This is a genomic window from Paenibacillus chungangensis, from assembly GCF_042675905.1.
GTDB lineage: Bacteria > Bacillota > Bacilli > Paenibacillales > Paenibacillaceae > Pristimantibacillus > Pristimantibacillus chungangensis.
The window spans coordinates 39115-61785 of sequence record NZ_JBHTJZ010000002.1 but is presented as its reverse complement, the minus strand read 5'-3'; the positions used below and the strand labels follow the sequence as shown (position 1 = coordinate 61785).

General features: G+C 51.8%; 21 protein-coding genes and 1 riboswitch. Of the genes, 10 read left to right on the top strand and 11 right to left on the bottom strand.

The genetic code is table 11. The features are described 5' to 3' along the window. Positions 1 to 146 precede the first annotated feature (146 nt). The gene (locus ACFQ2I_RS00295) at positions 147 to 290 is read left to right on the top strand and encodes a hypothetical protein (protein WP_262676180.1); all 144 of its coding nucleotides are present in this window, start codon (positions 147 to 149) and stop codon (positions 288 to 290) included. Between the two features lie 135 nt (positions 291 to 425). Here the strand turns inward: ACFQ2I_RS00295 and ACFQ2I_RS00290 are convergent, their stop codons facing one another. The 6 genes from ACFQ2I_RS00290 to ACFQ2I_RS00265 all read right to left on the bottom strand — a co-directional run bounded on the left by ACFQ2I_RS00290 (position 426) and on the right by ACFQ2I_RS00265 (position 7276). After that, positions 426 to 1307, bottom strand: a complete 882-nt coding sequence (locus ACFQ2I_RS00290; protein ID WP_377561433.1) for a carbohydrate ABC transporter permease — start codon at positions 1305 to 1307, stop codon at positions 426 to 428. A 22-nt stretch (positions 1308 to 1329) separates the two neighbouring features. Beyond that, on the bottom strand, positions 1330 to 2187 hold the full coding sequence (locus ACFQ2I_RS00285; RefSeq protein ID WP_377561432.1) for a carbohydrate ABC transporter permease: 858 nt from the start codon (positions 2185 to 2187) through the stop codon (positions 1330 to 1332). A gap of 103 nt (positions 2188 to 2290) precedes the next feature. Beyond that, positions 2291 to 3640 carry an ABC transporter substrate-binding protein gene (locus ACFQ2I_RS00280; RefSeq protein WP_377561431.1) on the bottom strand — a complete coding sequence of 450 codons (1350 nt, stop codon included), beginning with the start codon at positions 3638 to 3640 and terminating at the stop codon, positions 2291 to 2293. A gap of 291 nt (positions 3641 to 3931) precedes the next feature. Next, entirely contained in the window at positions 3932 to 6310 is a 2379-nt protein-coding gene (locus tag ACFQ2I_RS00275) for an S-layer homology domain-containing protein (protein WP_377561430.1), read from the bottom strand. A 170-nt stretch (positions 6311 to 6480) separates the two neighbouring features. Further along, positions 6481 to 6792, bottom strand: a complete 312-nt coding sequence (trxA, locus tag ACFQ2I_RS00270) for a thioredoxin (protein WP_377561429.1) — start codon at positions 6790 to 6792, stop codon at positions 6481 to 6483. 64 nt (positions 6793 to 6856) lie between these two features. Next, entirely contained in the window at positions 6857 to 7276 is a 420-nt protein-coding gene (locus ACFQ2I_RS00265) for an RrF2 family transcriptional regulator (protein WP_377561428.1), read from the bottom strand. Positions 7277 to 7536: 260 nt separating this feature from the next. On the opposite strand from ACFQ2I_RS00265, the gene ACFQ2I_RS00260 reads away from it, so the two are divergent. Beyond that, on the top strand, positions 7537 to 7743 hold the full coding sequence (locus ACFQ2I_RS00260; RefSeq protein WP_377561427.1) for a hypothetical protein: 207 nt from the start codon (positions 7537 to 7539) through the stop codon (positions 7741 to 7743). A 185-nt stretch (positions 7744 to 7928) separates the two neighbouring features. Then, on the top strand, positions 7929 to 11033 hold the full coding sequence (locus ACFQ2I_RS00255) for an FAD-dependent oxidoreductase (protein ID WP_377561426.1): 3105 nt from the start codon (positions 7929 to 7931) through the stop codon (positions 11031 to 11033). 66 nt (positions 11034 to 11099) lie between these two features. Here the strand turns inward: ACFQ2I_RS00255 and hisC are convergent, their stop codons facing one another. From hisC to ACFQ2I_RS00235, 4 genes are all read right to left on the bottom strand, one after another. After that, positions 11100 to 12167: a histidinol-phosphate transaminase gene (hisC, locus tag ACFQ2I_RS00250; protein ID WP_377561425.1), complete on the bottom strand. Its 1068-nt coding sequence runs from the start codon at positions 12165 to 12167 to the stop codon at positions 11100 to 11102. Positions 12168 to 12303: 136 nt separating this feature from the next. Continuing rightward, complete coding sequence (locus tag ACFQ2I_RS00245) at positions 12304 to 12747, bottom strand: VanZ family protein (RefSeq protein WP_377561424.1); 444 nt, start codon at positions 12745 to 12747, stop codon at positions 12304 to 12306. Between the two features lie 59 nt (positions 12748 to 12806). Then, on the bottom strand, positions 12807 to 13334 hold the full coding sequence (locus tag ACFQ2I_RS00240; RefSeq protein WP_377561423.1) for a GNAT family N-acetyltransferase: 528 nt from the start codon (positions 13332 to 13334) through the stop codon (positions 12807 to 12809). A gap of 79 nt (positions 13335 to 13413) precedes the next feature. After that, positions 13414 to 15087 (bottom strand): glutamine--tRNA ligase/YqeY domain fusion protein, encoded by a 1674-nt coding sequence (locus ACFQ2I_RS00235; RefSeq protein ID WP_377561531.1) that lies wholly within the window; start codon positions 15085 to 15087, stop codon positions 13414 to 13416. 178 nt (positions 15088 to 15265) lie between these two features. Beyond that, positions 15266 to 15398, top strand: a riboswitch (cyclic di-AMP (ydaO/yuaA leader). Between the two features lie 4 nt (positions 15399 to 15402). Between ACFQ2I_RS00235 and ACFQ2I_RS00230 the strand changes: the two genes are divergently transcribed. After that, positions 15403 to 15921, top strand: coding sequence for a C40 family peptidase (locus ACFQ2I_RS00230; RefSeq protein WP_377561422.1), 519 nt, complete (start codon positions 15403 to 15405; stop codon positions 15919 to 15921). A gap of 162 nt (positions 15922 to 16083) precedes the next feature. Here ACFQ2I_RS00230 and ACFQ2I_RS00225 read toward each other — a convergent pair whose 3' ends face one another. After that, the gene (locus ACFQ2I_RS00225) at positions 16084 to 17313 is read right to left on the bottom strand and encodes an MFS transporter (protein WP_377561421.1); all 1230 of its coding nucleotides are present in this window, start codon (positions 17311 to 17313) and stop codon (positions 16084 to 16086) included. A gap of 247 nt (positions 17314 to 17560) precedes the next feature. On the opposite strand from ACFQ2I_RS00225, the gene ACFQ2I_RS00220 reads away from it, so the two are divergent. The 6 genes from ACFQ2I_RS00220 to ACFQ2I_RS00195 are packed head-to-tail and all read left to right on the top strand — an operon-like array spanning position 17561 to position 22612. After that, positions 17561 to 18475 carry an ABC transporter permease gene (locus ACFQ2I_RS00220; protein WP_377561420.1) on the top strand — a complete coding sequence of 305 codons (915 nt, stop codon included), beginning with the start codon at positions 17561 to 17563 and terminating at the stop codon, positions 18473 to 18475. A gap of 13 nt (positions 18476 to 18488) precedes the next feature. After that, entirely contained in the window at positions 18489 to 19361 is an 873-nt protein-coding gene (locus ACFQ2I_RS00215; protein WP_377561419.1) for a carbohydrate ABC transporter permease, read from the top strand. A gap of 22 nt (positions 19362 to 19383) precedes the next feature. Next, positions 19384 to 21021, top strand: a complete 1638-nt coding sequence (locus ACFQ2I_RS00210) for an extracellular solute-binding protein (RefSeq protein ID WP_377561418.1) — start codon at positions 19384 to 19386, stop codon at positions 21019 to 21021. A 22-nt stretch (positions 21022 to 21043) separates the two neighbouring features. Then, positions 21044 to 21193: a hypothetical protein gene (locus ACFQ2I_RS00205; protein ID WP_377561417.1), complete on the top strand. Its 150-nt coding sequence runs from the start codon at positions 21044 to 21046 to the stop codon at positions 21191 to 21193. Positions 21194 to 21209: 16 nt separating this feature from the next. Then, on the top strand, positions 21210 to 21833 hold the full coding sequence (locus ACFQ2I_RS00200) for a hypothetical protein (protein WP_377561416.1): 624 nt from the start codon (positions 21210 to 21212) through the stop codon (positions 21831 to 21833). Continuing rightward, positions 21773 to 22612 (top strand): FIMAH domain-containing protein, encoded by an 840-nt coding sequence (locus ACFQ2I_RS00195; protein ID WP_377561529.1) that lies wholly within the window; start codon positions 21773 to 21775, stop codon positions 22610 to 22612. Before ACFQ2I_RS00200 ends, ACFQ2I_RS00195 begins: the two co-directional genes overlap by 61 nt. The last annotated feature ends 59 nt before the right edge of the window (positions 22613 to 22671 follow it).

Here is a 22671-nt window from a genome sequence, read left to right as displayed (position 1 = left end):
TGTGTCGCCTACTCCGGCGTCGATATCCGCACGGGCGATATTGCCATTAGGGAACTTCTTAGGGAATGCAGCTCGCAACGTCTCAAGGCGGAATGTCTCCAGAAAGGTGGGAAATACTACAGTCCATGAGGAGGTGACACCCCTGTATGGAAAACAACACGCATCGCGGCAACTATAAAGGAACAACAAAAATGCATGCCAAAAATCAGGATATGGCTTTCGTCAACGATACAGTAGAGGATTCCAAGTCCGTCTCCAACTTTACTTCCCGTAAAAAAAAGAAGCATTAGCTTGCGTTACATTCACTGAATAGACGACAAGCAACCACGGCATAACCGGCAACTTCCGGTTATAGCGTGGCTGCTTGGCTTTCGTCCTTTCGAGCCAGGTTCGCAGAGAGGACTTGCGGGCGCCGTCAAATGCCATCAGCCTTTGACCGCACCCTCTGTCAGTCCTTTCTCGATATACTTCTGGATGAACAAGTAGACGATCAGAACCGGTACGACTGTGAGCGATACCGCAGCCGCCATTAGCCCAAAGTCTGTGCCGTACTGGGAGCTGATCTCGCTTAGCAAGGCAACGATGGGACGAACATTCTCTTTATTGACGAATATTAACGCCGAGAACAGGTCGTTATAGGACCACAGGAATACGAAGATGCTTGTTGAAGCAAATGCAGGCCTTGCGACAGGGAAAAATATTCTCGTAAATAAACTCCAACGGTTGCAACCGTCAATGAACGCCGCTTCCTCCAAATCCTTCGGAATCGTCGCCATATAACCCGCGAGCACCAGGATGGCAAAAGTCAGGTTACCCGCCGTCTGCGGCAGAATTAAGCCCAAATGTGTGTTCACAAGGCCCCATCTGATCAGCAGATCGTAGACTGGAACAACGGTAGCGAAGGCCGGAATCAGCAAGCTGGCATACAGGATGGAGTAGATCCATCTTCTTCCCCGGAACTGGAATCTGGCCAGCACATAAGCGGCAAGCCCGCCAACCAGCAATACCAATATAACGACGCTGCCCGACATAATCAGACTGTTCAAATAGCTCTTGCCGATGTTGATACGATCGAAGGCCGTCGTATAGTTGACCATGACAGGATTCCAGGATACGGCGAACGAATTGTTCATGACATCTCTGGAGACCTTGAATGAATTATTGATGACCCAGAACATGGGATAGATCGTCGTTAATGACCAGGCTGTAAGCACAATATACATGAGAATAGTGCTGATGCTGATTCGACCCTTCCGCTTCGCAGCCCTCCGATGGAGCGGAACGCTTCCCCTTACTGTCTGTTGCATGGATGAACACCCCTAATACTGCTTAATATGTGATTTCCTCTCTCTTCATAAGCCGGTTCGCCAGCAGCGCCAGCAACACGCCGAATACGACAATGTAGATCGCGATCGTAGAGCCGTAGCCGAAGTTCTGATCGACAATCGCCTTCTTGTACATATATGTGCCAAGCACTTCCGTGCCGTTCTGTCCTCTGGTCAGAACGAAGATGAACTCGAACACTTTCAGCGTGCCTGTAATGGCCAGCGTGATGACAACCTTGATGTCGCTCATAATAAGCGGGATCGTCAGCTTCATCGTCTTCTTGAACCCGGTGATGCCCTCCAGCTTCGCCGCTTCATAGAAGTCGGACGGAATCTTGGACATCGCCGTCAGGAACAAGACGAAGTAGAAGCCCACATAATGCCATACGGTAGGGATGGATATCGCCTTCAGCGCAAAGCTCTCGCTCAGCCACAACACCTTATCCATGCCCATCTTCTGAAGCAGATTGTTCAATAAGCCAAATTGGAAATTGTAGAACAACACGAACAGCAAGGCGATGGCAGTGCCGGAGATAACCACCGGGAAGAAAAAGACCATGCGATAAAAGCTCTTGCCCCACTTGATGCTGTCTACAAGCACCGCCAGCACAAGCGCTATGCCGACCTGGAAGACGATCACATACAACATAATTTCCAAAGTATGCAGCGTCGCTGCTCTGAGCAACTCGTCGGACAGCATTCTGGCATAGTTCTCGAGGCCGACGAACGTTTTCTCGTAGAAGCCCTTTGTGCGGAAGAAACTGAAGAACACACTTTTGAAAAACGGATAGTACAGAAATACGGACATGATAGCTGCGGCAGGCAGCAGAAACATTCCTATATATTTGCGGTCGCCCTTCATCGTCATCACCTTTGGGGATTATTTTAAGACGCAACCCTGAAATGATGACGCCGCCCTTGAGCTCAGAGGGGCGGCGACTATTCCTATCGTTGCATGTCAGAGATTACTTCTTATTGGCAAGCTCGATCTCTCTTGCCGCTCCAAGTCCTTCAGCCGGTGTCTTCTCTCCGGTTAGAATCGGTTGAATGTTGGCGCGAATCGTATTGAACGTCTCCGGAGTAACCTTGCTGTCGATCGGCATGCTGATGGACACCGCTTCTCCGACCATCTTGAAGCCGTCCAGCGCTGCTTGCGGCAGGCCGTCAGGCTCAACGCCTTGCGCTGCCGGCGTACCGCCATTAGCCGTCGCGATTGCTTTAATCGTATCCTGCGATGTCAGATGCTTCAGCAACAGAACGGTAGCGTCTTTCTTCTGAGCGTTCTCATAAGTTGCCGTGGACATGTAGAAGCCTGTTCCGAAGCCGCCTACGACATCCTTGCCCGTACCCGCTCCGCCCGGAATGGCAGGGAACGGAAGCACCGTCGTATTCGCTTTCGTTTCGTCCTTCCAGCCGCCGATTGCCCATGAGCCTTCCAGAATCATTGCAGCGAGACCTTCAGAGTAGTAGTTGCCGGCCATGCTCAGGTCGATTGTTGCAGCATCCTGCGGGAATGCGCCAAGCTCATACAGCTCTTTCATAGCCGCAAGACCTTTCTCCCAATTCGGCTCGATGCCGTCGACCAGTCCTTTGTTCTGACCTTCAGCGCCCGCTGCAGCCAGCACGAAGTGCTCAATCAGGTAGTGCGATTGATCGAATGGACCGGACAGAGGAATAATACCTTTTTCAGAGAACGTCTTTACAGCTGTTTTCAGCTTCTCCCAATCCGTCGGAAGCTCCACACCGTGCTGCTCGAATAGCGCTTTGTTCACGAACAAGCCTTCGTAGAAGCCTGTCATCGGAATGGAATATATTTTGCCATCGGTATGTCTGGCGAAGTTCAGCGCGGCGGGAGCGAAGCCATTCTTCCACTCTTGGTCCGCATCTAGCAGTTCGTCAAGCGCAACCACTTTGCCTGCGTTGATCATCTCATTGGCATCGGCTCCGATAAAGTAGAACAGCAAGTCAGGCTCGTTGCCGCTTGTCATATCCGTATTTACTTTCGTTCTGAAACCGTCGTCATTGGCAGACATCACGTCATTTTCGATTTTGATATGCGGATTCGCCTTCTGGAACGCATCCAAAGCGCCAGCGAACGCTTCACGCGCTGCATCCGTGCCGCCGAACGTCGAGAATACGCGAAGCTTCACTTCTTCTTGCTTAGGTTGCTCCGTTTCCTTCGGGGCCTCCTGGTTCACATTGCCGGTTGAGCCTTGTTTACCCTCATTGCTTGGCTTCGTGCTGTTGCCGCAAGCTGCCAGGAACATCGTCATCACTACTATCACACTTAGGAAAGTAAAAGCGGTTTTCTTCACTTGGCAATCCCCCTTGATAAAAGTTCATTCGTATGATCCCGGCCGGGGTTCATGTGAGCTACACCTAAAATGTTAGGGCATGCAGCCGGCTCCGTCAACGGCTCCAGAGCCCGTAACGGGGGGATATTCCTATGATTTCACGGGGGATATTCCATGGCTTTGCGGGGCACAATTTTCTGCTGGGAGGGGGAAATTTTCAAGTAGAACGACGTGAGCGGGCCCATATGCAAATAGAGCCTGCACCGCCCTTAGGGCAGTACAGGCTCTGTATTATTATGGTAAAAGGGGGGATCAGATGCGCAGCGGCGCCTCATGAAGCTCCGCACGCTTCTGCAGGTAGCGGTAGAAGGCGATGGAAGCCTCCGCTCTTGTCACTTCCTTGCTCGGCAGGAACTTGCCGTCCGACAGCGTCATAATTTTGAGGCCGACGACGATGGCCGCCTGGCCTTTGTTCGCAATGCCGTCCGCATCCTTGAAGTTCACTTTGAACATATGATCATATTCCGCAAGTGGATTATAGCCCAGCGCCCGAACGATCAACTCCGCCATCTCGTCGCGCGATACGGTCGCATCCGGCTCGAAGTTGCCGTCGCCGCGGTCAATCAGATTTTGCTCCAGCGCGCTCTCCACATAGGCGAAGTATGCAGAGCTTGCGGAGACGTCATTGAACGAAGCACTCATCTCTTTGTTGGCCAATCCGTCATAGCTGGCGAAGCGGCCGCTGTTACGGGCAAGCACGAGCATCTTGATCAGCTCGCCGCGGGTAATCTTCGCGCCCGGACGAACTTCCCCGTCCTTCAGATCAAGCGCCTTATAAGCGACCATCAGCTCCAGCGAATGCTCCGCCCAGTGTCCTTCTATATCCGTCGCACGGGGCCGATCCAGACTTGTCGCTTCGCCTGTCTCCTCGCTTCGCCATTGCCCGTCTCTGGCGTCCAGGAATACCGAGTCCTCCAACGGTCTGCTGACAAGCTGGTACACCAGCTCCACCGTTGATTTCTTCTCGATGTCGTCCGGCACTCGCTCTCCCGATGCGATCAGCAGGTTCACTTTCTCGACAGGCAGCGGCTGGCCGTCCAGCCAATACTGCTCCTGCAGGCGATACGTCAGCTGCGGCTTATACACATCCATCCAATGCGTCACAGCAGCCGACTCGCTAATGAGTCTGGGAGTGCTATAGGCATAGTCGAAATCAGCAATGCGCGCTTCGAAGCTTCTCACTTCTCCCGTACGTGCATCGATGTTCACATTCACATAGTCGTATTGCACGGTCGCGCCGTGCACCTTGTGCACGAATGAGATGGAATAAGAGCCTATTTCCTCCGGCTGCTTGTACTCGTATTGCTTCTCATCCGGCTTCACGGTATACAGCTTATCCGTTAGCCAAGGCAGCTGTTCCTTCACGGTATTCTCAGCCTTCTCAAGCGCTCGCTCCAGGGTGACGCCTTGCCCGTCTTTGACTTCATTATGATGACTGTACTGATTGAAGCTCTGGACGACACCAGTGCTGCCATCCACGCTGGCATAGAGATTCCCGGCTTCTTTGCCGTCCTTCTTCAGCACCCAGTTCAAATGCCATTGCAGCTTCGGCTTGCCGGTCTGCTCATCCTTGTAATCATTGAAGCTGCTGCTCACGAGCTCGCTTCCTTCGGGCAGCCCGAAGCCATCCTTCACGGCGGCTATCGCATCCTTCTCCGACAATTGGCCCGTCTCAGGCTTACTGCCAAGCGGCTGCTTCGTCAGCGGATCGGCGGACACCTCTCCTCTCCGATAACTGTAATAACGATCCTCTCCCAGCAGGTCCCCGGACACAGCGTCGATCGCGAACGGTTGCAGTTGATAGCTGAGATAAGGCTTCGCGGCTCCCATGCCTTGATTGAATGGAAGAATGTAATACAATTCCGGATCGGCGGCTTTCTCCAATGCCGCCTGAGCCTCCTCCATCGTCAATGTCTTGCCAGCCTCTGGGAACGTAATTGTATCATCCCATACGAGCCGGAAGCTCTGCAGATGCCCTTCGCTGTCGATGGAGATGCGAATAAAATTGCCATTGAACAGGTTGCCGTTCACCACCCGCTCATACCGCAGCTGATGCACCACTCCTCCTGTCAGTGGAGGAAGCGTGTCCGCCCCGTAAGCTTCGTCCAGTCGCAGCTGGGTCTGGTAAGAAGCCGCAAGCTCGCCGATCAATTCCTCGGCCATTCGCTGCGCCTCCTTCCGATCCACCTTCAGCGGGAACGTCGGCTTAGCCGATGGATTGTCCACATAACTGCTGAAGGACATGAGCTGGCCACTGTCTGCGTCAATCGAAGCATTAATACTGCCGATATGCTTCCCGTTCACTTGCTTCTGGAACTGCATATTCCATTCATAACGCTTGCCTTCTGTCAGCATATTCGTCTGATAACTCGTCCTCTGCAACACATAATCCTCGGGAATATTAACGTACTGTCGAATAAGCGACTCCGCTTTCTCCTTGGATATCGTGCTGGAGCCAGCTTCCTCTTCCGCATCCGCTGCACCCATCTGGACTGCGTTACTCGTTCCTTCACCGGCTTCCTCCAAAGATGTCAATTCTTTGCTGGCTGAGGAGACAGGCATTGACAAGGCTGTTGCAACCATCGCAACCGACAGTGCGAGCGCAAGCCTTCCACCTTTCGTTCTTTTCATCATTCAACCCCTCCTGCATAATTGGCATTTCATCCATAATTTAGACGGATTTTACGGAGGAAAGGTTGCGCTTTCACCAAAAATTGTCCCAAATTGAAAAACCGCCAAAATCAGCCTTCAGCCGATCTTGACGGTTATCATTTTCGTGATGGTTATCGTTTTCTTACCGATTACTGCTGGTTTGCGATTTTCGACTTCAACGCTTCCTTGCTTTGCAGGCCGACCATCTTATCAACCGGCTGACCGTCCTTGAACAGAATTAGTGTTGGGATGCTCATCACGCCGAATTGGGAAGCCAGCTCAGGCTGCTCGTCAACATTGATGGTGCCTACTGTAGCTGTGCCCTCAAGCTCTGTGGACAGCTCCTCCACGATTGGAAGCTGCATCTTGCACGGTCCGCACCATGGCGCCCAGAAATCTACCAATGTTACTCCGTTTTGCACGCTTTGCGTGAAGTTATCCTTCGTCATTACTACTGCCATTACAATCATCCTCTCTATCCAATGTGTGTATGATCAAGGGAAGTCCCGTCTCATCCATTACCCGTTACTGACATGCCCGAATCTGCTTCAGGACATCTTCGATGGTGATGTCCTTGAAGTAGCCCTCCAGCTGCTTCTCCGCACTGCAGAATATGCCTTGCATGACCTCGTTCATATTGGAGCCGACGACGCAATCCATGCCGGGATCGCCTGAACACCAACTCGGAATAAGCGAACCGTGGGCCAGCACCCGGTAGATGTCGGCCAGCGTAACGGACTTCGGATCAATCGTGAGGCGGTAACCGCCGCCTGAGCCTTCCCTCGTGTCTACAAATCCGCTGCGGCGCAGGCTGCTCATCACCTTGCGTATACGCGCTGAATGCGTGCCTACATTGTGAGCAATCATCTCGCTGCTTGCCATCCTCTCCGGCAAATAAGCCAGAAAGACAAGACTGTGTACGGCAATTGTAAATTCACTGTTCACTTGGCGGGCCTCCCTGCGGTTATACTGTAATAATATATATTACAGTTGCAGTTGTCAAGTGTTGGCGCCACATCTTCTTTATCATCGGGACAGCATTCCCGTTTAGTTTGCGAAGCCCGGACGCTGCTTATTCGCCGTGACCCGGCAAAGACACAATTTTAAGTTTTTTTGAACAGACCAGTCATGAATGCAATAGCTCAATGAATACATATGTAATGTGTCTCCTGCTGCAAATATGTTCCCGAGTGGAGGTGATCACAATGGGATTATTCGGCGGCCGCTGGGTTGTCATGCGGACGGAAGGCGGTTCCCGGACAGATCAGATCGACCGGCTCTACGCATTGTTCAAAAGTGAAGGATTGAAGATCAAAATGACCGAAGAAGGAGCACTGAAGAGAATACATGTGAAAAAGAAAGATACCAGCCGGGCAAAGGAACTGATGGACGCCTTCGATCAGGAGTTATAAAATCGAAGAGATTCATGAACACAAAAGCGGACAGCGTCGCTATTCGGCGCTGTTTTTTCCTGTATATAACTTCTATTCCAATGACTAATAGATTAATCCCCCCCATTTGTTGCAAATCAAACTCTATCAATGATACTATTTATACGTTCTTTATACTTCAATCTAGCAGGGAGAGTAGTCGCTATATGAACACAAAAGCATTGCCGGGAAAAGCTCATATTCCCGAGCTGCAGATCGTTCGCGCGCTTGCCATCATCGGAGTCATATCCGTTCATGCCAGTGCGACGGCAACGATAACGATGAAAGAGTCGGCTTACTTTTTTTTCTATAATTTCATCAATATTTTCATGCGATTCGGCACGCCTACCTTTATCCTTCTCAGCAGCTTTGTCCTGTTCTATAGCTATTACAATCGGCCGCTGGACAAGAAATTGATAGGAAGTTTCTATAAGAAGAGATTACTCTATATTATTATTCCTTATATCGTCTTCTCCGCCATCTACTTTGCGCTCGTCCGAAAAATTTACAATGTGCCGCTGTTCACGGCGGAAGCCTTGCTAGACTTCGGCGAGAAGCTGTTGATGGGCAATGTGTACGCGCATCTATACTTTGTATTCATCAGCATTCAGTTCTATCTGCTGTTCCCGATCGTGCTCTGGATCGCAAAGAAGTGGAAGCGCGCCGCTTACTGGTTCGTTCCGGTAGGCTTCGCTCTGCAATGGGCATTCGTGCTGTTCAATCTGTATATGATCAAGCATTACGGCTGGAGCGTGCCGAACAAGGGCAGCTGGTCGTTGTCTTACTTCTCCTTCTTCTTCACGGGGGCGGCTCTCGGCATCTTCTATCCGAAGCTGAAGAGCTGGCTGGCGGTGACCAGAGAGCATATGAGCGGCAGCCGGATTATCGCGTGGGTGCTATTGGGGGCAACTTGGCTTGCCGTCGCCCTGTCGCATGTATACATTTATCATAATCAACGCGCTTATAATACGCGTTATCCCGCTTGGCTATATGAATTACTATGGGGATTCCATGCCATCTTCTCCGCACTAGTGCTGATTGGCGCGGCCTTCTTCGTCTACCGCCATATGCCGGTGTTTCTATCCAAGCTGCTGTATCGGATCGGGCAATATTCCTTCGGCATATACTTGATTCATCTGCTGTACCTTTATCTATACGACCGTTATGTGCCGACATTCGGCAATTCCATCCTGGAGCATATGAGCTACCTGGGCAGCTGGCTGTTCATGCTGCTAGCTTCGTGGGCAACTGTCGCCTTCTTCGGGCGCTTCGTTCCCTATTCCTGGATCTTGTTCGGCCAGCTGCCGAAGAAGGGGCAGCAGCCGGACATCCAACCGGGCCATACGCCAGCGATGTCCAAGCGGCTTCGCAATACGATCATGCTAGGCGGACTGGCTGTCGTGCTGGTCGCTTCCACGACCGTCGTCGGATTATGGATGCGCACCAACGATACAAGCAATTCTCACAAGCGACAAGAGCTGTCGCCTGTGAAGTCTGTTGTAGAAGTGGGCGAAAAATATGACGTCATCGTAGCCGGTACAGACCCTGAAGGGATTGCGGCCGCCATCTCCGCTTCCCGCAACGGCTTGAGCGTACTGCTGGTAGACGGACGGTATCGCGATATGCTGGGCGGGCTAATGACAGTCGGCGGATTGAACACGCTAGACTTGAACTATTCACCCAAGAAGTCTCCCATACCGGGCAAGCATAACTTCCTGAACAAGGGTATATTCCAAGAGTGGTACGACCAAGTGGAAGGAACCTCATTCGATGTGAACACGGCGGCCAATGTATTCAACCGCATGGTGCAAGCGGAGGACAACATCGATCTGCTTATGAAGGTCCAGTCGATGGTACCACTCGTGCGTGAGGAAGGCGGCGTCGCTGTCGTGACTGGCATGCGGATCGTGAAGGAAGACGGCATAGAGCTGGAAGTGACAGCGCCAGCCGTCATCGATGCGACGCAAGACGGCGACATCGCAGCGGCGGCCGGAGCCCCGTTCACGCTGGGCAGAGCTGATATCGGCGCGCCTGATGACCAGATGGCCGTCACGATGGTATTCGGCATGAAGGGCGTTACGCAAGAGATATGGGACTCCTTCGAGGACCACCCCAGTACCGGCATAGATGCGATGAGCGCCTGGGGCTTCCCTGACGCGCAGTATTACGAATCCAGCAATCCGGAACGCGTGAAGATGAGGGGCCTGAACATCGGCCGTCAGAACGACGACACCATTCTCGTGAACGCGATGCACATATTCGGAATCGATCCGCTGGACCCCGGCAGCATTCAGGAAGCGATCGAGATCGGCAAGGCGGAAGCGCCGCGAATTGTAGACTACTTGACGAGCACGTTCGAGGAATTCAAGGACCTGGAGTTCGCTTATACGTTCAACGAATTATATGTTCGCGAGTCGCGCCATATTATGGGCGAGTACCGCCTGACGATGGTGGACCTCATGGAGAATCGAGATCATTGGGATGCCATCGCTTATGGCTCCTACGATGTGGATATTCAAGCGGCAAGTCCGCTGGACAAGGGATATGTCCTGTACTCGCCCGAGCAATACGGCGTACCATTCCGAACGCTCGTGCCACTGAAGGTGGACGGCCTGCTCGTCGTAGGACGAGCTGCCAGCTTCGACTCCTTGCCGCACGGCAGCGCCCGGGTTATCCCGCTTGGTATGGCCACTGCGGAAGCGGCTGGAGCCGCAGCCAAGCTGGCGAAGGACAACCAGATGACCTTCCGCGAGCTGTCGCAATCGAAGGAACTGATCGCCGGGCTGCGTGAACGCTTGACCGCGCAAGGCATGGATTTGAAGATGAACGACTTCCAAGAGCCTTACTATGTGAAGCACAAAGCATACGAGGGATTGAAGGCCGCCGTGAGCATGCTGCTTACGAGCGGCAATAGCGACAATAAGGCCTTTGATCTGGACGGCAGGTCCAATCCGCTACGTATCGCTTACAGCATGAGTAGAGTGATGAAGCAGCATCCGGAGCGCTTCGCAGGCGATCCTCTTACAGCCGTAAAGGATATGTCCGAGCCGGAGAAGCAGCCGCTCTCTGTCGAGCAAGCTGCGAAGACAATCGCTTATACGGTCGATATCGGCCAAGGGGAGACGCTCACGCTGGATAAGCTGGTGGCGCAAGGCTGGATTCAGCAGCGCACTCTGGATGCCATCAGCGACACAGCAGCCATTACGAACGGAGAATTTTTCATGCTGTTGCGCGACGTGCTGGAGTTCTATGCCGGCGTCGTCTACGAATAGAACGAATACCCAAGAAGAGGAGCAGCCTCCCATCAGGAAGCTGCTCCTCTTCTCTTACAATATCGCTTATGAATGGCCTATCATTTCTTTCGTCAGCTTCAGGAACGTGTCCATCTCGTCGTCGGTGCCGATGCTGACGCGAAGATAGTTGTCGATGCGTGGCTGGGCGAAATATCGGACCAGCACTCCCCGCTCGCGCAGAGCCAGGAACAAATCCTTCGCAGCGAAATCGTCATGAGAGATGAACAGGAAATTAGCCTTGGAGTTCGTCACCCGGAATCCCAGCCCCCGCAACTGCTCAGCAACCCGTTCTCTCGTTGCGATAACCTTATCCGTAATTTGCTTGAAGTACTCCTCGTCTTGCAGCGCTGCAACCGCTCCCCGCAGGGCAAGACGGTCCAACGTGTAGGAATTGAAGGAATTCTTGATCCGGTTCAGCCCGTCGATCAGCTCCGGCGAGCCGAAGGCGAAGCCGACGCGCAAGCCTGCAAGGGCGCGAGACTTCGATAACGTCTGAATCACAAGTAGATTGTCATAATCGCCGATGAGCGCAATTGCGGACTCGCCGCCGAAATCGATATAAGCTTCATCGATGACGACGACAACATCGCGATTCTGTTCAAGTAGCGTGCGGATGGCCTCCAGCGACAGCAGCTCGGCTGTAGGCGCGTTGGGATTAGGAATGATCACCCCGCCATGGCCGTCGCCATGGAATTGGTCAAGAGGAATACCCAGCTCATCATCGAGCGAGATCAGCTGTGGCTCCAGCCCGTAGAACTTGGCATACACTTTATAGAAGCTGTACGTAATGTCTGCGAACATCAACGGCTTCTTCGGATCGAAGAAAGCGGCAAAGGCAAATGCGAGAATTTCATCCGAGCCGTTGCCCACGAAGGTCTGCTCCGGGGACAAGCCGTAGTAAGCCGAAGCGGCTTCAATCAATGCTTCGCAGTTCGGATCGGGATACAGCCGCAGGTCTTCGTTGACGGCTCCGTTAATCGCCTCCAGCACTTTGGCGGATGGCGGATACGGGCTTTCATTCGTATTCAGCTTAATGTACCGCTTGTCCTTCGGCTGTTCCCCAGGCACATACGGCTCCAGCGAAGCGGTCAGCGGACTCCAATACTTGCTCATCGACAGTTCTCCCCTCTATTTATCCGAAGCTTTTTCTTTCAGCTATATTACCATCTAACTGCATATTTTCCAGTCAGTCGGCCCCCGCTGTATCACGTCAAGATGACAATTCAATCTCTCATCCAATATGGATTGCTTAATGCCCCAATTCGCGGCATTTTCCGACCATATACGAAATATATAGCCCTAGCCACGCGCCAAGCGTATTTAATATAATATCGTCGATGTCGAAGCTGCCTACTTTCAGCAGCATTTGCATCGTCTCTACAGTAAGCAACATAAGCACGCAAGCTGCTGTGAACGGAATCACTCTTCTCAATCGCTTGAACAGCAGCGGCAGGAATATCCCGATTGGAATAAACAAAACGAGATTGCCGAACAGGTTTTTGAACCAGGTGTCGAAGTTGTAAGCGTCTCTGTTCAACAGATAACCCTCAATCGTACGGAAGGGCACCAAGTTGTAAGCATAGCCGGCCATCGGATAGCGATGGCGAATGAACAGCAAATAGAGCATCACTGCCGCATAACCAAGCCCCATTCCGATTAGCAGCATTCGCCACCCGAAGCGGTCGGCTCTCATGCCACCACCCCGTGCAAAATATTATTTTTCAACGGAGCATCCCCCCCTTATGAGCGGAATCATTCCTGCTTCTCCACCCGTCTTCCTGCTATGACCACATCGCGCTCTACGCCATCCAGCACTGCGACGCCCGGCAGACATCCCCACTGCTGAAAGCCGAACCGCTCCAGCAATGCAAGGCTAGGTTTGTTATGACGGAACACAAATCCCAATAGCGTCGTCAATCCAAGCCGCGGGCTTTCCGCGATAGCTCGCTCCAGCATCAGCGATCCCAGACCGCAGCGGCGGTAAGGCTCAGAGATGTAGATGCTGATCTCGGCTGTAGCGTTGTAAGCGGGGCGGCCATAAAACGACTGAAAGCTGAGCCAAGCGGACATTCCCCCGCTAACGGCATCGTGAACGACCCAGATCGGGCGTTCATGCGGCGTACGAGACCGGAACCAGTCGAGCTTGCTCTCTACCGTCACAGGCTCCACATCCGCCGTCACCATTCTGCCCGGTATCGTCGCATTATAAATAGAGACGATCTGATCCAAGTCCTCCGGCTCTGCATCTCGTATAACAAATTGATCGGATAGCTGCAGCATATGTATATCCCTCTCTCGGATGTATAGGGAAGCGGCCCGCCAAATTGATGAATGGGCGGACCGCTTAATCAGGCTTCCGTTAAGCTTGTGCCGGATTGAACGAGCTCTTCAAGGAGACGATGCGGTTGAACACCAGCATCTCGCCGTCAGAATCCTTGGGATCGACATTAAAATAGCCGTGGCGGAAGAACTGGTACTTGTCCCCGCCCTTCGTCTCTGCCATATTCGGCTCCACATAGCCGTGCTCCACAACCAGCGAAGCAGGATTAATCTTCTCCAGGAACGACTTCCCTTCCTCTTGCGCTTCATCTATTATGAGCGGTTCCAGCAAGCGGAATTGCGCAGGGACGGCGGCGGAAGCGTCCACCCAATGGATCGTACCCTTCACCTTGCGCCCCGTGAACCCGCTTCCGCTCTTCGTCTCGGGATCGTACGTGCAATGCAGCTCCACCACATTGCCGTCCTCGTCTTTGACTACATCCTGGCAGGTAATAAAGTAAGCATGCTTCAACCGCACCTCGTTGCCTGGGAACAAGCGGAAGTATTTCTTGGGCGGACTCTCCATGAAATCGTCTTGTTCGATATATATTTCGCGGGAGAAAGGAATTTGGCGCATGCCCATCTCCTCGTTCTCCGAGTTGTTCTCTGCGTCCAGCCATTCCGTCTGGCCTTCCGGATAATTCGTAATGACCACTTTAAGCGGCTTGAGCACCGCCATGGTGCGAGGCGCCTTCAGCTTCAAATCTTCGCGGATGAAAAATTCTAAATTGCGCTCATCCACCACGCTATTGCTCTTGGCAACGCCGATCTCGCGGCAGAAGGTGCGGAGCGCTTCCGGCGTGTATCCGCGACGACGCATCCCGCTAATCGTCGGCATACGTGGATCGTCCCAACCGTCTACGACGCCTTCATCCACCAGCTGCTTCAGATAACGCTTGCTCATGATTGTATTCGTCACGTTCAAGCGGGCGAATTCATACTGACGCGGCGTCGCTTCCATCTCGCATTCCGAGATAACCCAGTCATAGAGAGGGCGGTGATCTTCGAATTCCAATGTACAGATGGAATGCGTGATGCCTTCAATGGCATCTCCAAGCGGGTGCGCGTAATCGTACATCGGATAAATGCACCAGTCATCTCCCGTGCGATGGTGATGCGTATGAGCGATGCGATAGAGCACAGGATCTCGCAGTGAGATGTTAGGAGACGCCATATCCATCTTGGCTCTCAGCACAAACTCCCCGTCCTTGAATTCGCCTGCGCGCATGCGCGCGAACAGATCCAGATTATCCTCTACGCTGCGGTTTCTTCCCGGGCTTTCCTTGCCCGGCTCTGTCAATGTGCCTCTCATCTCCCGCATCTGCTCAGCTGTCAGATCGCATACGTACGCCTTGCCCTTCTTAATGAGCAGCACTGCGCGATTGTACATCTCCTCGAAGTAATCGGAGGCGAAACGCAGCTCATCCCATTGGAATCCGAGCCATTTCACATCTTCTTGTATGGCCTCCACATATTCCGTATCTTCCTTCAGCGGATTCGTATCATCGAACCGCAAGTTCGTCCTTCCCTTGAACTCGTCAGCCAATTCGAAATTAAGACAGATTGACTTGGCATGCCCGATATGCAAGTACCCGTTCGGCTCGGGCGGGAAGCGAGTGACGACTTCCTGCACCCGACCGCTCTGCAAATCATCAACAACGATATGGCGAATGAAATTAGAGGATGAAGACTTGTTTTCTGTTGCGCTTTCCATCACGATCAACCTTTCCCACGGTACATATTTATCCTACTATAATACACAAAAATAATTGAAATTACACTTGTTATGACCGCCTGCAGCAGAATACTCTCATAACACTCTCAGAATCCATTAAAAAATTCTCACTTTCAACACAAAAGAACATTTTGCCAGTATGATTAGCTTAGTTAAAACGAATAAATTGCCTAATTCCCTTCAGAGGGATACGGGGGAACCACTTTGGGTGAATTGATTCCTTCTGGGAATCATAGGGGACCTTCAACCGAACCCCACAGCTAACCTCGTCGGCACCGGAAGGAGTTTCACGTTTTGAAGAAGAAGATCAGCGCCTTATTCGCAGGACTTGCACTGCTGCTCGCATTCCAGGCGGGAGTCGTCATGGCAAGCTCCGAAATGCAAGAGAGTATCGATAAAGTCATCGGAACCAAGTATAAGTATGGCGGCAACACGACCAGTGGCTTCGATTGCTCCGGATTTATCATTTATATCTTCAATCAGGCGAGCGTCGACCTGCCCCGCAGATCGGCAGACCAGGCAACGGTAGGCACTAAGGTAGCCAAGGCAGACTTGAAGCCGGGGGATCTTGTATTCTTCGATACTAGCGGCAAGAATAATGGGAATGTATCGCATGCAGGCATTTATGTCGGGGACGGAAGCTTCGCACATGCCTCCAGTAGCCGTGGTGTGGTCATTGACAAGCTGGACTCTTCCTATTACAAAACTCGTTACGTAACGGCTCGCCGCGTATTGGATGAGGAATCCTATCAGGCTTTTGCCGTAGAGGCGGTAGAGGAGAAAGAAGTCCAAGTAGCTGCAGCTAAGAAGTAATCGATATATTGAAATAATGGCGGTGCAGGATTCCATCCTCGCACCGCCATTTTTAATGTCCCCTTATTTCGCCATAACGCTAACCTTCGCCTTCATATTGCCGAATTTCAACGTTACTGTCGTTCTCCCCTTGCCTTGGACATAACCGATCGCCGTTAGTCATTATGTAAGGGTCAGCTTGCGCTTACGACCGAGCACCAGCATCACGATAAGCAGAACAAGAAGCGCGCTTACAAGCACAGCAATGTACCACAACGTCGCTCCTGCATGGAAAGCATCCATCATCCAGCCTGTCATACGAGGGAAGATCGCTCCGCCAAGCCCGCCGAAGGCGACAAGTATGCTCGTTGTCCGCTCGGTCATGCCGGGCAGCAGCTCATTCGCATAGACCAGTGCAATACCGAACATGCCGGAGAAGAACAAGCCGCACAATGCGGTTAGTATGAGCATGCCCGTCAATCCTTCGACGATGCTCATCAGACTGATGACAACCGTCGCGCCTATCGTCGCATAGACCAGATAGCGGACATAGCCGATCCGATCGGCCAGTACTCCGGCGAATAGTCGTCCGACAACGACCATCCCCCAGAATAAGCCCAGCACAGCGGCTGCTCCCGCTTCTTCCATGCCGGATCTTGCAATCATGATGGAGGGCAGGTAATTGGAGAAGCTCATCTCCATGCCTACGTAAATCATGAAGAACAGAGCAGACAGCGCGAGGAACGGAAGGGCCGAATACGCATATCCATACACGCCTGCTTGCCCCCTCTTGCCATGCTTTACAGATACGGCGGCATCGGGTGAATTCACTTTACCAGCAGAGTGCTGCACGGCCAACGAATCGTCCGTCTCATTGCCGAAGGACATCGACAGCCACAGCACGAAAGTGATGCCGGAAAGCGCAGCCAGAATCGGGAACGACAGCTGCCAGATATGATGTTGAATAAGAAAAGCTGCCGTAATGGGAATAAGCAGCGCGCCCAGACCGAAGAATGTCTCCAGACGGCTAACAGCCGAAGCCTTGCCATTCTTCACCAGATCGATGACCATGGCGCCGACGATCGCTTCCGTCATGCCGAAGCCGAAGCCGGCAAAGGGAGCGACAGCGAGCATCCAGCCCCAAGGGAGCAATAAGCTGTAAGCCGCTTCGCTTACGGTGAGTACGCCCATAGCAAGCAAGACGACTCCCCGCTTCCCCATCTTGCCCGATAAGAAGGGCGCCGACAACACTCCCGCAAGAAAACCGAGAAACTGATTCATGATCCACTGCCCGCCATCCTTATACGCCAGACCGTAATGCGCCATCATCGGCTCCAGCACAGCTCCTCCGACCACATGGGCAATCCCGATCACAAGATATGAGAGACAGCCGATCCATATCAACCTCTTCATTCAGCAATAACCCCTTTAAAACTTAATCTATCCTGCCATCACATTGAATTTCTTCATTATATACGAAATAGTGTCGCTTTTGATGATCCTGAAAAAATGTACACTTTTTGTTCGCATTATCGATGCCATGAAAGAATCGTGATGCGATGAAGAAGTAGCGATTGAACCGTCATGCCGGATGGCATACAGTTAAGTCAACTTCGCGAAGGCAATATCCATCCCGATGAAAGGAGATGAAAACGCTCTTATGAAATTCAGTCATATTCGATCTTCGATCATTCGGGATCGGTATCTGTACATTATGCTCATCCCATTCCTGCTGTGGTACATCATCTTTCAATATAAACCGCTTTACGGGCTGCAAATCGCATTCAAAGACTTCAGCGTGTGGAAAGGTATGGCGGATAGTCCCTGGGTAGGCTGGAAAAACTTTATCACCTTTTTTGATAGTCCTTATTTTATCAGGACCTTGCGAAATACGCTTATCATCAATTTCTATCAGCTTATTTTTGCCTTTCCTGTTCCGATTGCGCTTGCCTTGCTGTTGAATGAGATCCGTAATGCCTTGTTCAAAAAGACCGTTCAGACACTGACTTATTTGCCTCACTTCATTTCAGTCGTCGTCGTAGCAGGTATTGTGACCAATTTCCTGGCACCTAGCAACGGCATCGTCAACCTGGTCATCAGCATGTTCGGCGGGGAGAAGGTCTATTTCTTGACGCAGCCGGACTATTTCCGGACGATCTTCATCGCTTCTATGGACATATGGAAGGAAGCCGGCTTCAACACGATCGTCTACTTGGCAGCAGTTACAGCCGTTAACCCGGCTCTCTATGAAGCCGCTGTCATGGATGGCGCCAATCGCTGGAAGCAGACGATCCATGTCACCTTGCCGGCGATGATGCCTACGATTGCGATTATGCTTATACTGAAGATCGGCTCGATGATGGAAGTGTCCTATGAAGCGATTATTCTGCTCTATCAGCCCTCCACTTACGAGACGGCAGATGTGATCAGCACGTACGTCTATCGCTCAGGGTTGCAGGAGGGACAGTATGATCTTGCCACGGCAGTTGGACTGTTCAACGGTCTTATCGGCTTGATTCTTGTCTTATTCGCCAACAGAACCAGCAAGAAACTAACGGAAACCGGGCTATGGTAAAGGGGGGGAGCCGATGAAACCAACATCAGGAGAAAAGATATTTGCCGTATTCAATTATATAGCGCTCACTCTATTCGCTTTGGCCGCCTTGTATCCGTTCGTCTATGTGCTGTCCGCTTCCCTAAGCTCTTCGGAAGCCGTCGTGACAGGCTCTGTCTGGCTGTGGCCGATTGATATCCAGCTGCAATCCTATTTGAAGGTCGTGCAATACGAAGGCATATGGATGGCTTACGCTAACACCATCTACTATACTGTAGTCGGCACGGCATGCAGCCTTCTGCTTACCGTTCTGGGCGCTTATCCGCTGTCCAAGCAGCGGCTGCTGGGCGGCACGTTCCTCAGCTTCATGATCGCCTTCACGATGTGGTTTAATGCGGGCATGATTCCGATGTACCTTAACTTCCGGGACTTGGGACTGCTAGATAACCGCGCAGCTATCATTATAGGCTTTGCCGTGTCGGCTTTCTATGTCATCTTGATGCGGACATTCTTCCAGAACATACCGAACGATCTTGAAGAATCTGCCAAGGTAGATGGCGCGAACGACTTTCAGATTTTATGGAAGATTTATTTGCCCTTATCCAAGGCTGCACTCACGACGATTGGCCTGTTCTACGCAGTGTTGCGTTGGAACGGTTACTTCTGGGCCATGGTATTATTAAAGGACGAGGACAAAGTTCCGCTTCAAGTGCTGCTCAAGAAGCTCATTGTGGAATTGAACCTGAGTGAGGAAATGATGGCGTCCAGAGATATAGCTACCGCCATCTCACAAGAAACCGTTGTCTATGCCACTATCATCATCTCTATTATACCGATCGTAGCCGTTTATCCTTTCATTCAGCGCTACTTCGTCAAAGGGGTCATGATCGGTTCTGTTAAAGGCTAATACAAAGGGAGGACATTATACTATGTTTAAAAAGAGAAACGGATTCATCCTGCTATTGGCATTCGCCATGACCATGTCATTGCTTGCGGGCTGCGCAGACAGCAAGAAAGAGCCGAACGCTTCTGACGGCAAAGCTGAAAACGGTTCACATGCAGGCGCCAACAATGCTGGTAACGCTGGAAACAACAAGAAGAGTGGCGGAACTTCAGGCCATCTTGTAACGAAAGACCCGCTTGAGTTAACGATTCATATGCACTTCGGCGACAATGTTTCCTATCAGGATGATTGGCCGGTATTCCAGAAGGCTGCCGAGCTGACCAACGTCTCTCTGAAAGGAACGGCGCCAAGCAGCGCCACGAACAGCAAAGAGCTGTTCAATATTACGATGGCTTCCGGGGAGCTGTCGGATATCGTTCATTTCAATTTGAAGGACGTGTATGATAATTACGGTGTTGAGGGCGCTTTCGAGCCACTCAACGATCTGATTGACGAGCATGCCCCCAATATCAAAGCACTGTTCGAAGAACGTCCGGATCTGAAACGCCACGCCACCGCTTCAGACGGCAACATCTATTTCATCAACTTCATCCCGGACGGACAAGTGGCGAAAGGCTGGTTCATCCGCGAGGATTGGCTGGAGAAGCTGCAATTGGAGACGCCTACTACCGTCGATGAGTTCTATACGGTCATGAAAGCATTCCGAGAGCAGGATCCTAACGGTAATGGCCAGAAGGATGAAGTGCCTTTCTTCGCCAGAATGAAGTCTGCGGCTCTTGACTTCCTTGTCTTCTGGAATGCGAACCGCGGCCTGTACCTAGCCAATGATAAGATAGGCTTCGGACCCTATGAGGACGCTTACAAGACAGGCGTGCAAAATATCGCTGATTGGTATAAAGAAGGACTGATCGATCCCGAAATCTTCACGCGCGGCTCGAAAGGCCGGGACATTATGCTGCGTGAAGACCGTGGCGGAGTGACGCATGACTGGCTGGGAAGCACAGCCGGCTATAACGATATCTTGCAAGGTGAGCGCCCGGACTTTGCTTTCATGCCCATGCTGCCTCCGGCAAGCGTAGATGGCCAAATACGCGAAGAAACGAAGCGAGCGGAAGTAGCGGCCAGTGGGTGGGGCATCGCTTCCACGAGCAAACATAAAGTAGAGGCGATCAAATATTTCAATTTCTGGTTCTCTGAGGAAGGCCGCCGTCTCATGAACTTCGGCATTGAAGACGTGCATTACGATATGGTGGACGGCAAGCCGGTATTTAAAGAACAATACCTGAAAGCTGAGAATGGCACATTGGCCGCACTACAGGAAGACGGCGTTCAGATTGAAATCGGCTTCCATCAAAACTTTGATTATGAAAGACAATGGTCTAATGCCATTGCGCTGCAAGGCGAAGATATGTATACGAAAGCCAACGTGTTCATGGAGCAATACCCGACTGTCAGCTATACCAATGAAGAAAGAGAGAAGCTGACGACTCTGAAAAGCGCGATTACAACTTATGTAGAAGAAATGTCGCAGAAGTGGATTCTCGGCGCGGAAGACTTGACTGACGATTCGTTCGCCGCATTCCAGAAAAGCCTGAAGAGCATGGGCGTTGAGGAGATGCTTCAGCTTGAGCAGCAAGCTTACGATCGTTTTATGTCTCAATAATCGATAAAGGAGGAGACTGAACATGAACCTTCGTTCCGCCGTATCCCTAACGCTGGCACTGATCATTACCGCAAGTATTGCCCTGTTCCCCGGCAAAGCCGATGCTTTCGTTGAACGGTCCTTCTCCGATCCAGTAGAGATCGGAGAACCGGTTAGCTTGGATCGAAGGTGAAGACCGGCCGTTCATCATGACAACGGATAATGAAAAGCTGTATATCGGCACGATCCCTGACTATGGGCTGTTAGGCGGAGCCTTAACGATCTACGATCCGACGACCAATGAACATGACATATTCCATGATGTGGTATACAATCAAAGCATTGTGGGCCTCGCTTACAGGGACGGCAAGCTTTACGGCTCCACCTCCATTCACGGCGGGGAAGGCATTAATCCAACGGAAACTGTAGCAAAAATGTTTGTATGGGATTTATCGACGAATGAAAAAACGATCGAGTTCACTCCTGAAATTCCCGGCGCAGCCACAGCTCCGACGATGATTAACGGGCTGACATTCGGGCCGGACGGATTGCTCTGGGCAGCCGCCGACGGCACCTTGTTCGCTCTTGATCCTGACTCTCTCGACATGGTCAAGCAATCGCCGTCGATGCCAGTGTATCTCAGTATGGAAAGTGGCGTCCGGTATACTCCCGTTGGGGAGATGACGGATTGCTCTACTCCACGCCGGCTGGACATCTTACCGTACTTGATCCCAAGACGCTGGAATATGTCCGTCTGGGCAAGACACCGGTCATGGCCTTGGGAGATGACGGGAACATCTATTACGGTATGGACAGTACCAAGCTGGCCATGATCGAAGTATCGGACGGTGTCACGATCCCGGATGTGGAAGTAGCGATTCCGCTCCCTAACCATGATTTCGAGCAATTCGTATCCGCTACGGACATTCCAGGCTGGTCGACGCTGTATCAATCGAACGCGGACGCTGGAGTCAGTACCGAGAGAAGCAGCTCCGGCCAATACAGCTTGAAGATTGAGGATAGCAGCCAGACCGGCACAGTCGCCGTAGGCTCAGATGCGTTCCCCGTACAGCCGGGCTTGGACTATACCCTCACCGCTGACGTATTTCTGCAAGAGGGAAGAACGCTGCTGTACATCGGCTATTATGATGAAGATGGCAAGGAGCTCGCCAAGTCAAGCACACAAGTGGCAAGCGGAGCAGGAGCATGGCAGTCGGTCACGATTAAGGGTACGGCTCCGGAAAGCGCGCATACGGCAAGAGTGGTCGCTTTCTGCTCACAGTATTGGATGACGACGGCTTATTACGACAATATCCGTATGTCTTATACGCTTAGCGCGGATCAGGTGAATGCTGTGTTCCTTCAGGACCGCATCAACGAATACGCGGCATCCGACCAGCTGCTGCACCCTCTGACGAAGAAGCTGGCGAATGCGTTAAAGGCGGCTGTACACCACCAGATGAAAGGCCATGACGAACAAGCGCAGCATCATCTAAGGCAATTGTTGAAGCACCTAACCGACACCGAGAACACAGATTTGATCAACGCAGATGCCATGCGCGTATTGCAAGCATCGGGCTATTATCTGATGCATAACTGGCAGAACGAGTAGACTGCCACATATGAAGGGGCTCCTGCAACGTATGATGCAGGAGCTCCTTTTCACAATCT

Excerpts from the sequence above, each read along its gene's own strand:
- ACFQ2I_RS00295 (WP_262676180.1), top strand. The coding sequence starts at position 147 with ATGGAAAACAACACGCATCGCGGCAACTATAAAGGAACAACAAAAATG.
- ACFQ2I_RS00290 (WP_377561433.1), bottom strand. The coding sequence starts at position 1,307 with ATGCAACAGACAGTAAGGGGAAGCGTTCCGCTCCATCGGAGGGCTGCG.
- ACFQ2I_RS00285 (WP_377561432.1), bottom strand. The coding sequence starts at position 2,187 with ATGAAGGGCGACCGCAAATATATAGGAATGTTTCTGCTGCCTGCCGCA.
- ACFQ2I_RS00275 (WP_377561430.1), bottom strand. The coding sequence starts at position 6,310 with ATGAAAAGAACGAAAGGTGGAAGGCTTGCGCTCGCACTGTCGGTTGCG.
- trxA (WP_377561429.1), bottom strand. The coding sequence starts at position 6,792 with ATGGCAGTAGTAATGACGAAGGATAACTTCACGCAAAGCGTGCAAAAC.
- ACFQ2I_RS00260 (WP_377561427.1), top strand. The coding sequence starts at position 7,537 with ATGGGATTATTCGGCGGCCGCTGGGTTGTCATGCGGACGGAAGGCGGT.
- ACFQ2I_RS00255 (WP_377561426.1), top strand. The coding sequence starts at position 7,929 with ATGAACACAAAAGCATTGCCGGGAAAAGCTCATATTCCCGAGCTGCAG.
- hisC (WP_377561425.1), bottom strand. The coding sequence starts at position 12,167 with ATGAGCAAGTATTGGAGTCCGCTGACCGCTTCGCTGGAGCCGTATGTG.
- ACFQ2I_RS00245 (WP_377561424.1), bottom strand. The coding sequence starts at position 12,747 with ATGAGAGCCGACCGCTTCGGGTGGCGAATGCTGCTAATCGGAATGGGG.
- ACFQ2I_RS00240 (WP_377561423.1), bottom strand. The coding sequence starts at position 13,334 with ATGCTGCAGCTATCCGATCAATTTGTTATACGAGATGCAGAGCCGGAG.
- ACFQ2I_RS00235 (WP_377561531.1), bottom strand. The coding sequence starts at position 15,087 with ATGGAAAGCGCAACAGAAAACAAGTCTTCATCCTCTAATTTCATTCGC.
- ACFQ2I_RS00225 (WP_377561421.1), bottom strand. The coding sequence starts at position 17,313 with ATGAAGAGGTTGATATGGATCGGCTGTCTCTCATATCTTGTGATCGGG.
- ACFQ2I_RS00220 (WP_377561420.1), top strand. The coding sequence starts at position 17,561 with ATGAAATTCAGTCATATTCGATCTTCGATCATTCGGGATCGGTATCTG.
- ACFQ2I_RS00215 (WP_377561419.1), top strand. The coding sequence starts at position 18,489 with ATGAAACCAACATCAGGAGAAAAGATATTTGCCGTATTCAATTATATA.
- ACFQ2I_RS00210 (WP_377561418.1), top strand. The coding sequence starts at position 19,384 with ATGTTTAAAAAGAGAAACGGATTCATCCTGCTATTGGCATTCGCCATG.
- ACFQ2I_RS00205 (WP_377561417.1), top strand. The coding sequence starts at position 21,044 with ATGAACCTTCGTTCCGCCGTATCCCTAACGCTGGCACTGATCATTACC.
- ACFQ2I_RS00200 (WP_377561416.1), top strand. The coding sequence starts at position 21,210 with ATGACAACGGATAATGAAAAGCTGTATATCGGCACGATCCCTGACTAT.
- ACFQ2I_RS00195 (WP_377561529.1), top strand. The coding sequence starts at position 21,773 with ATGGCCTTGGGAGATGACGGGAACATCTATTACGGTATGGACAGTACC.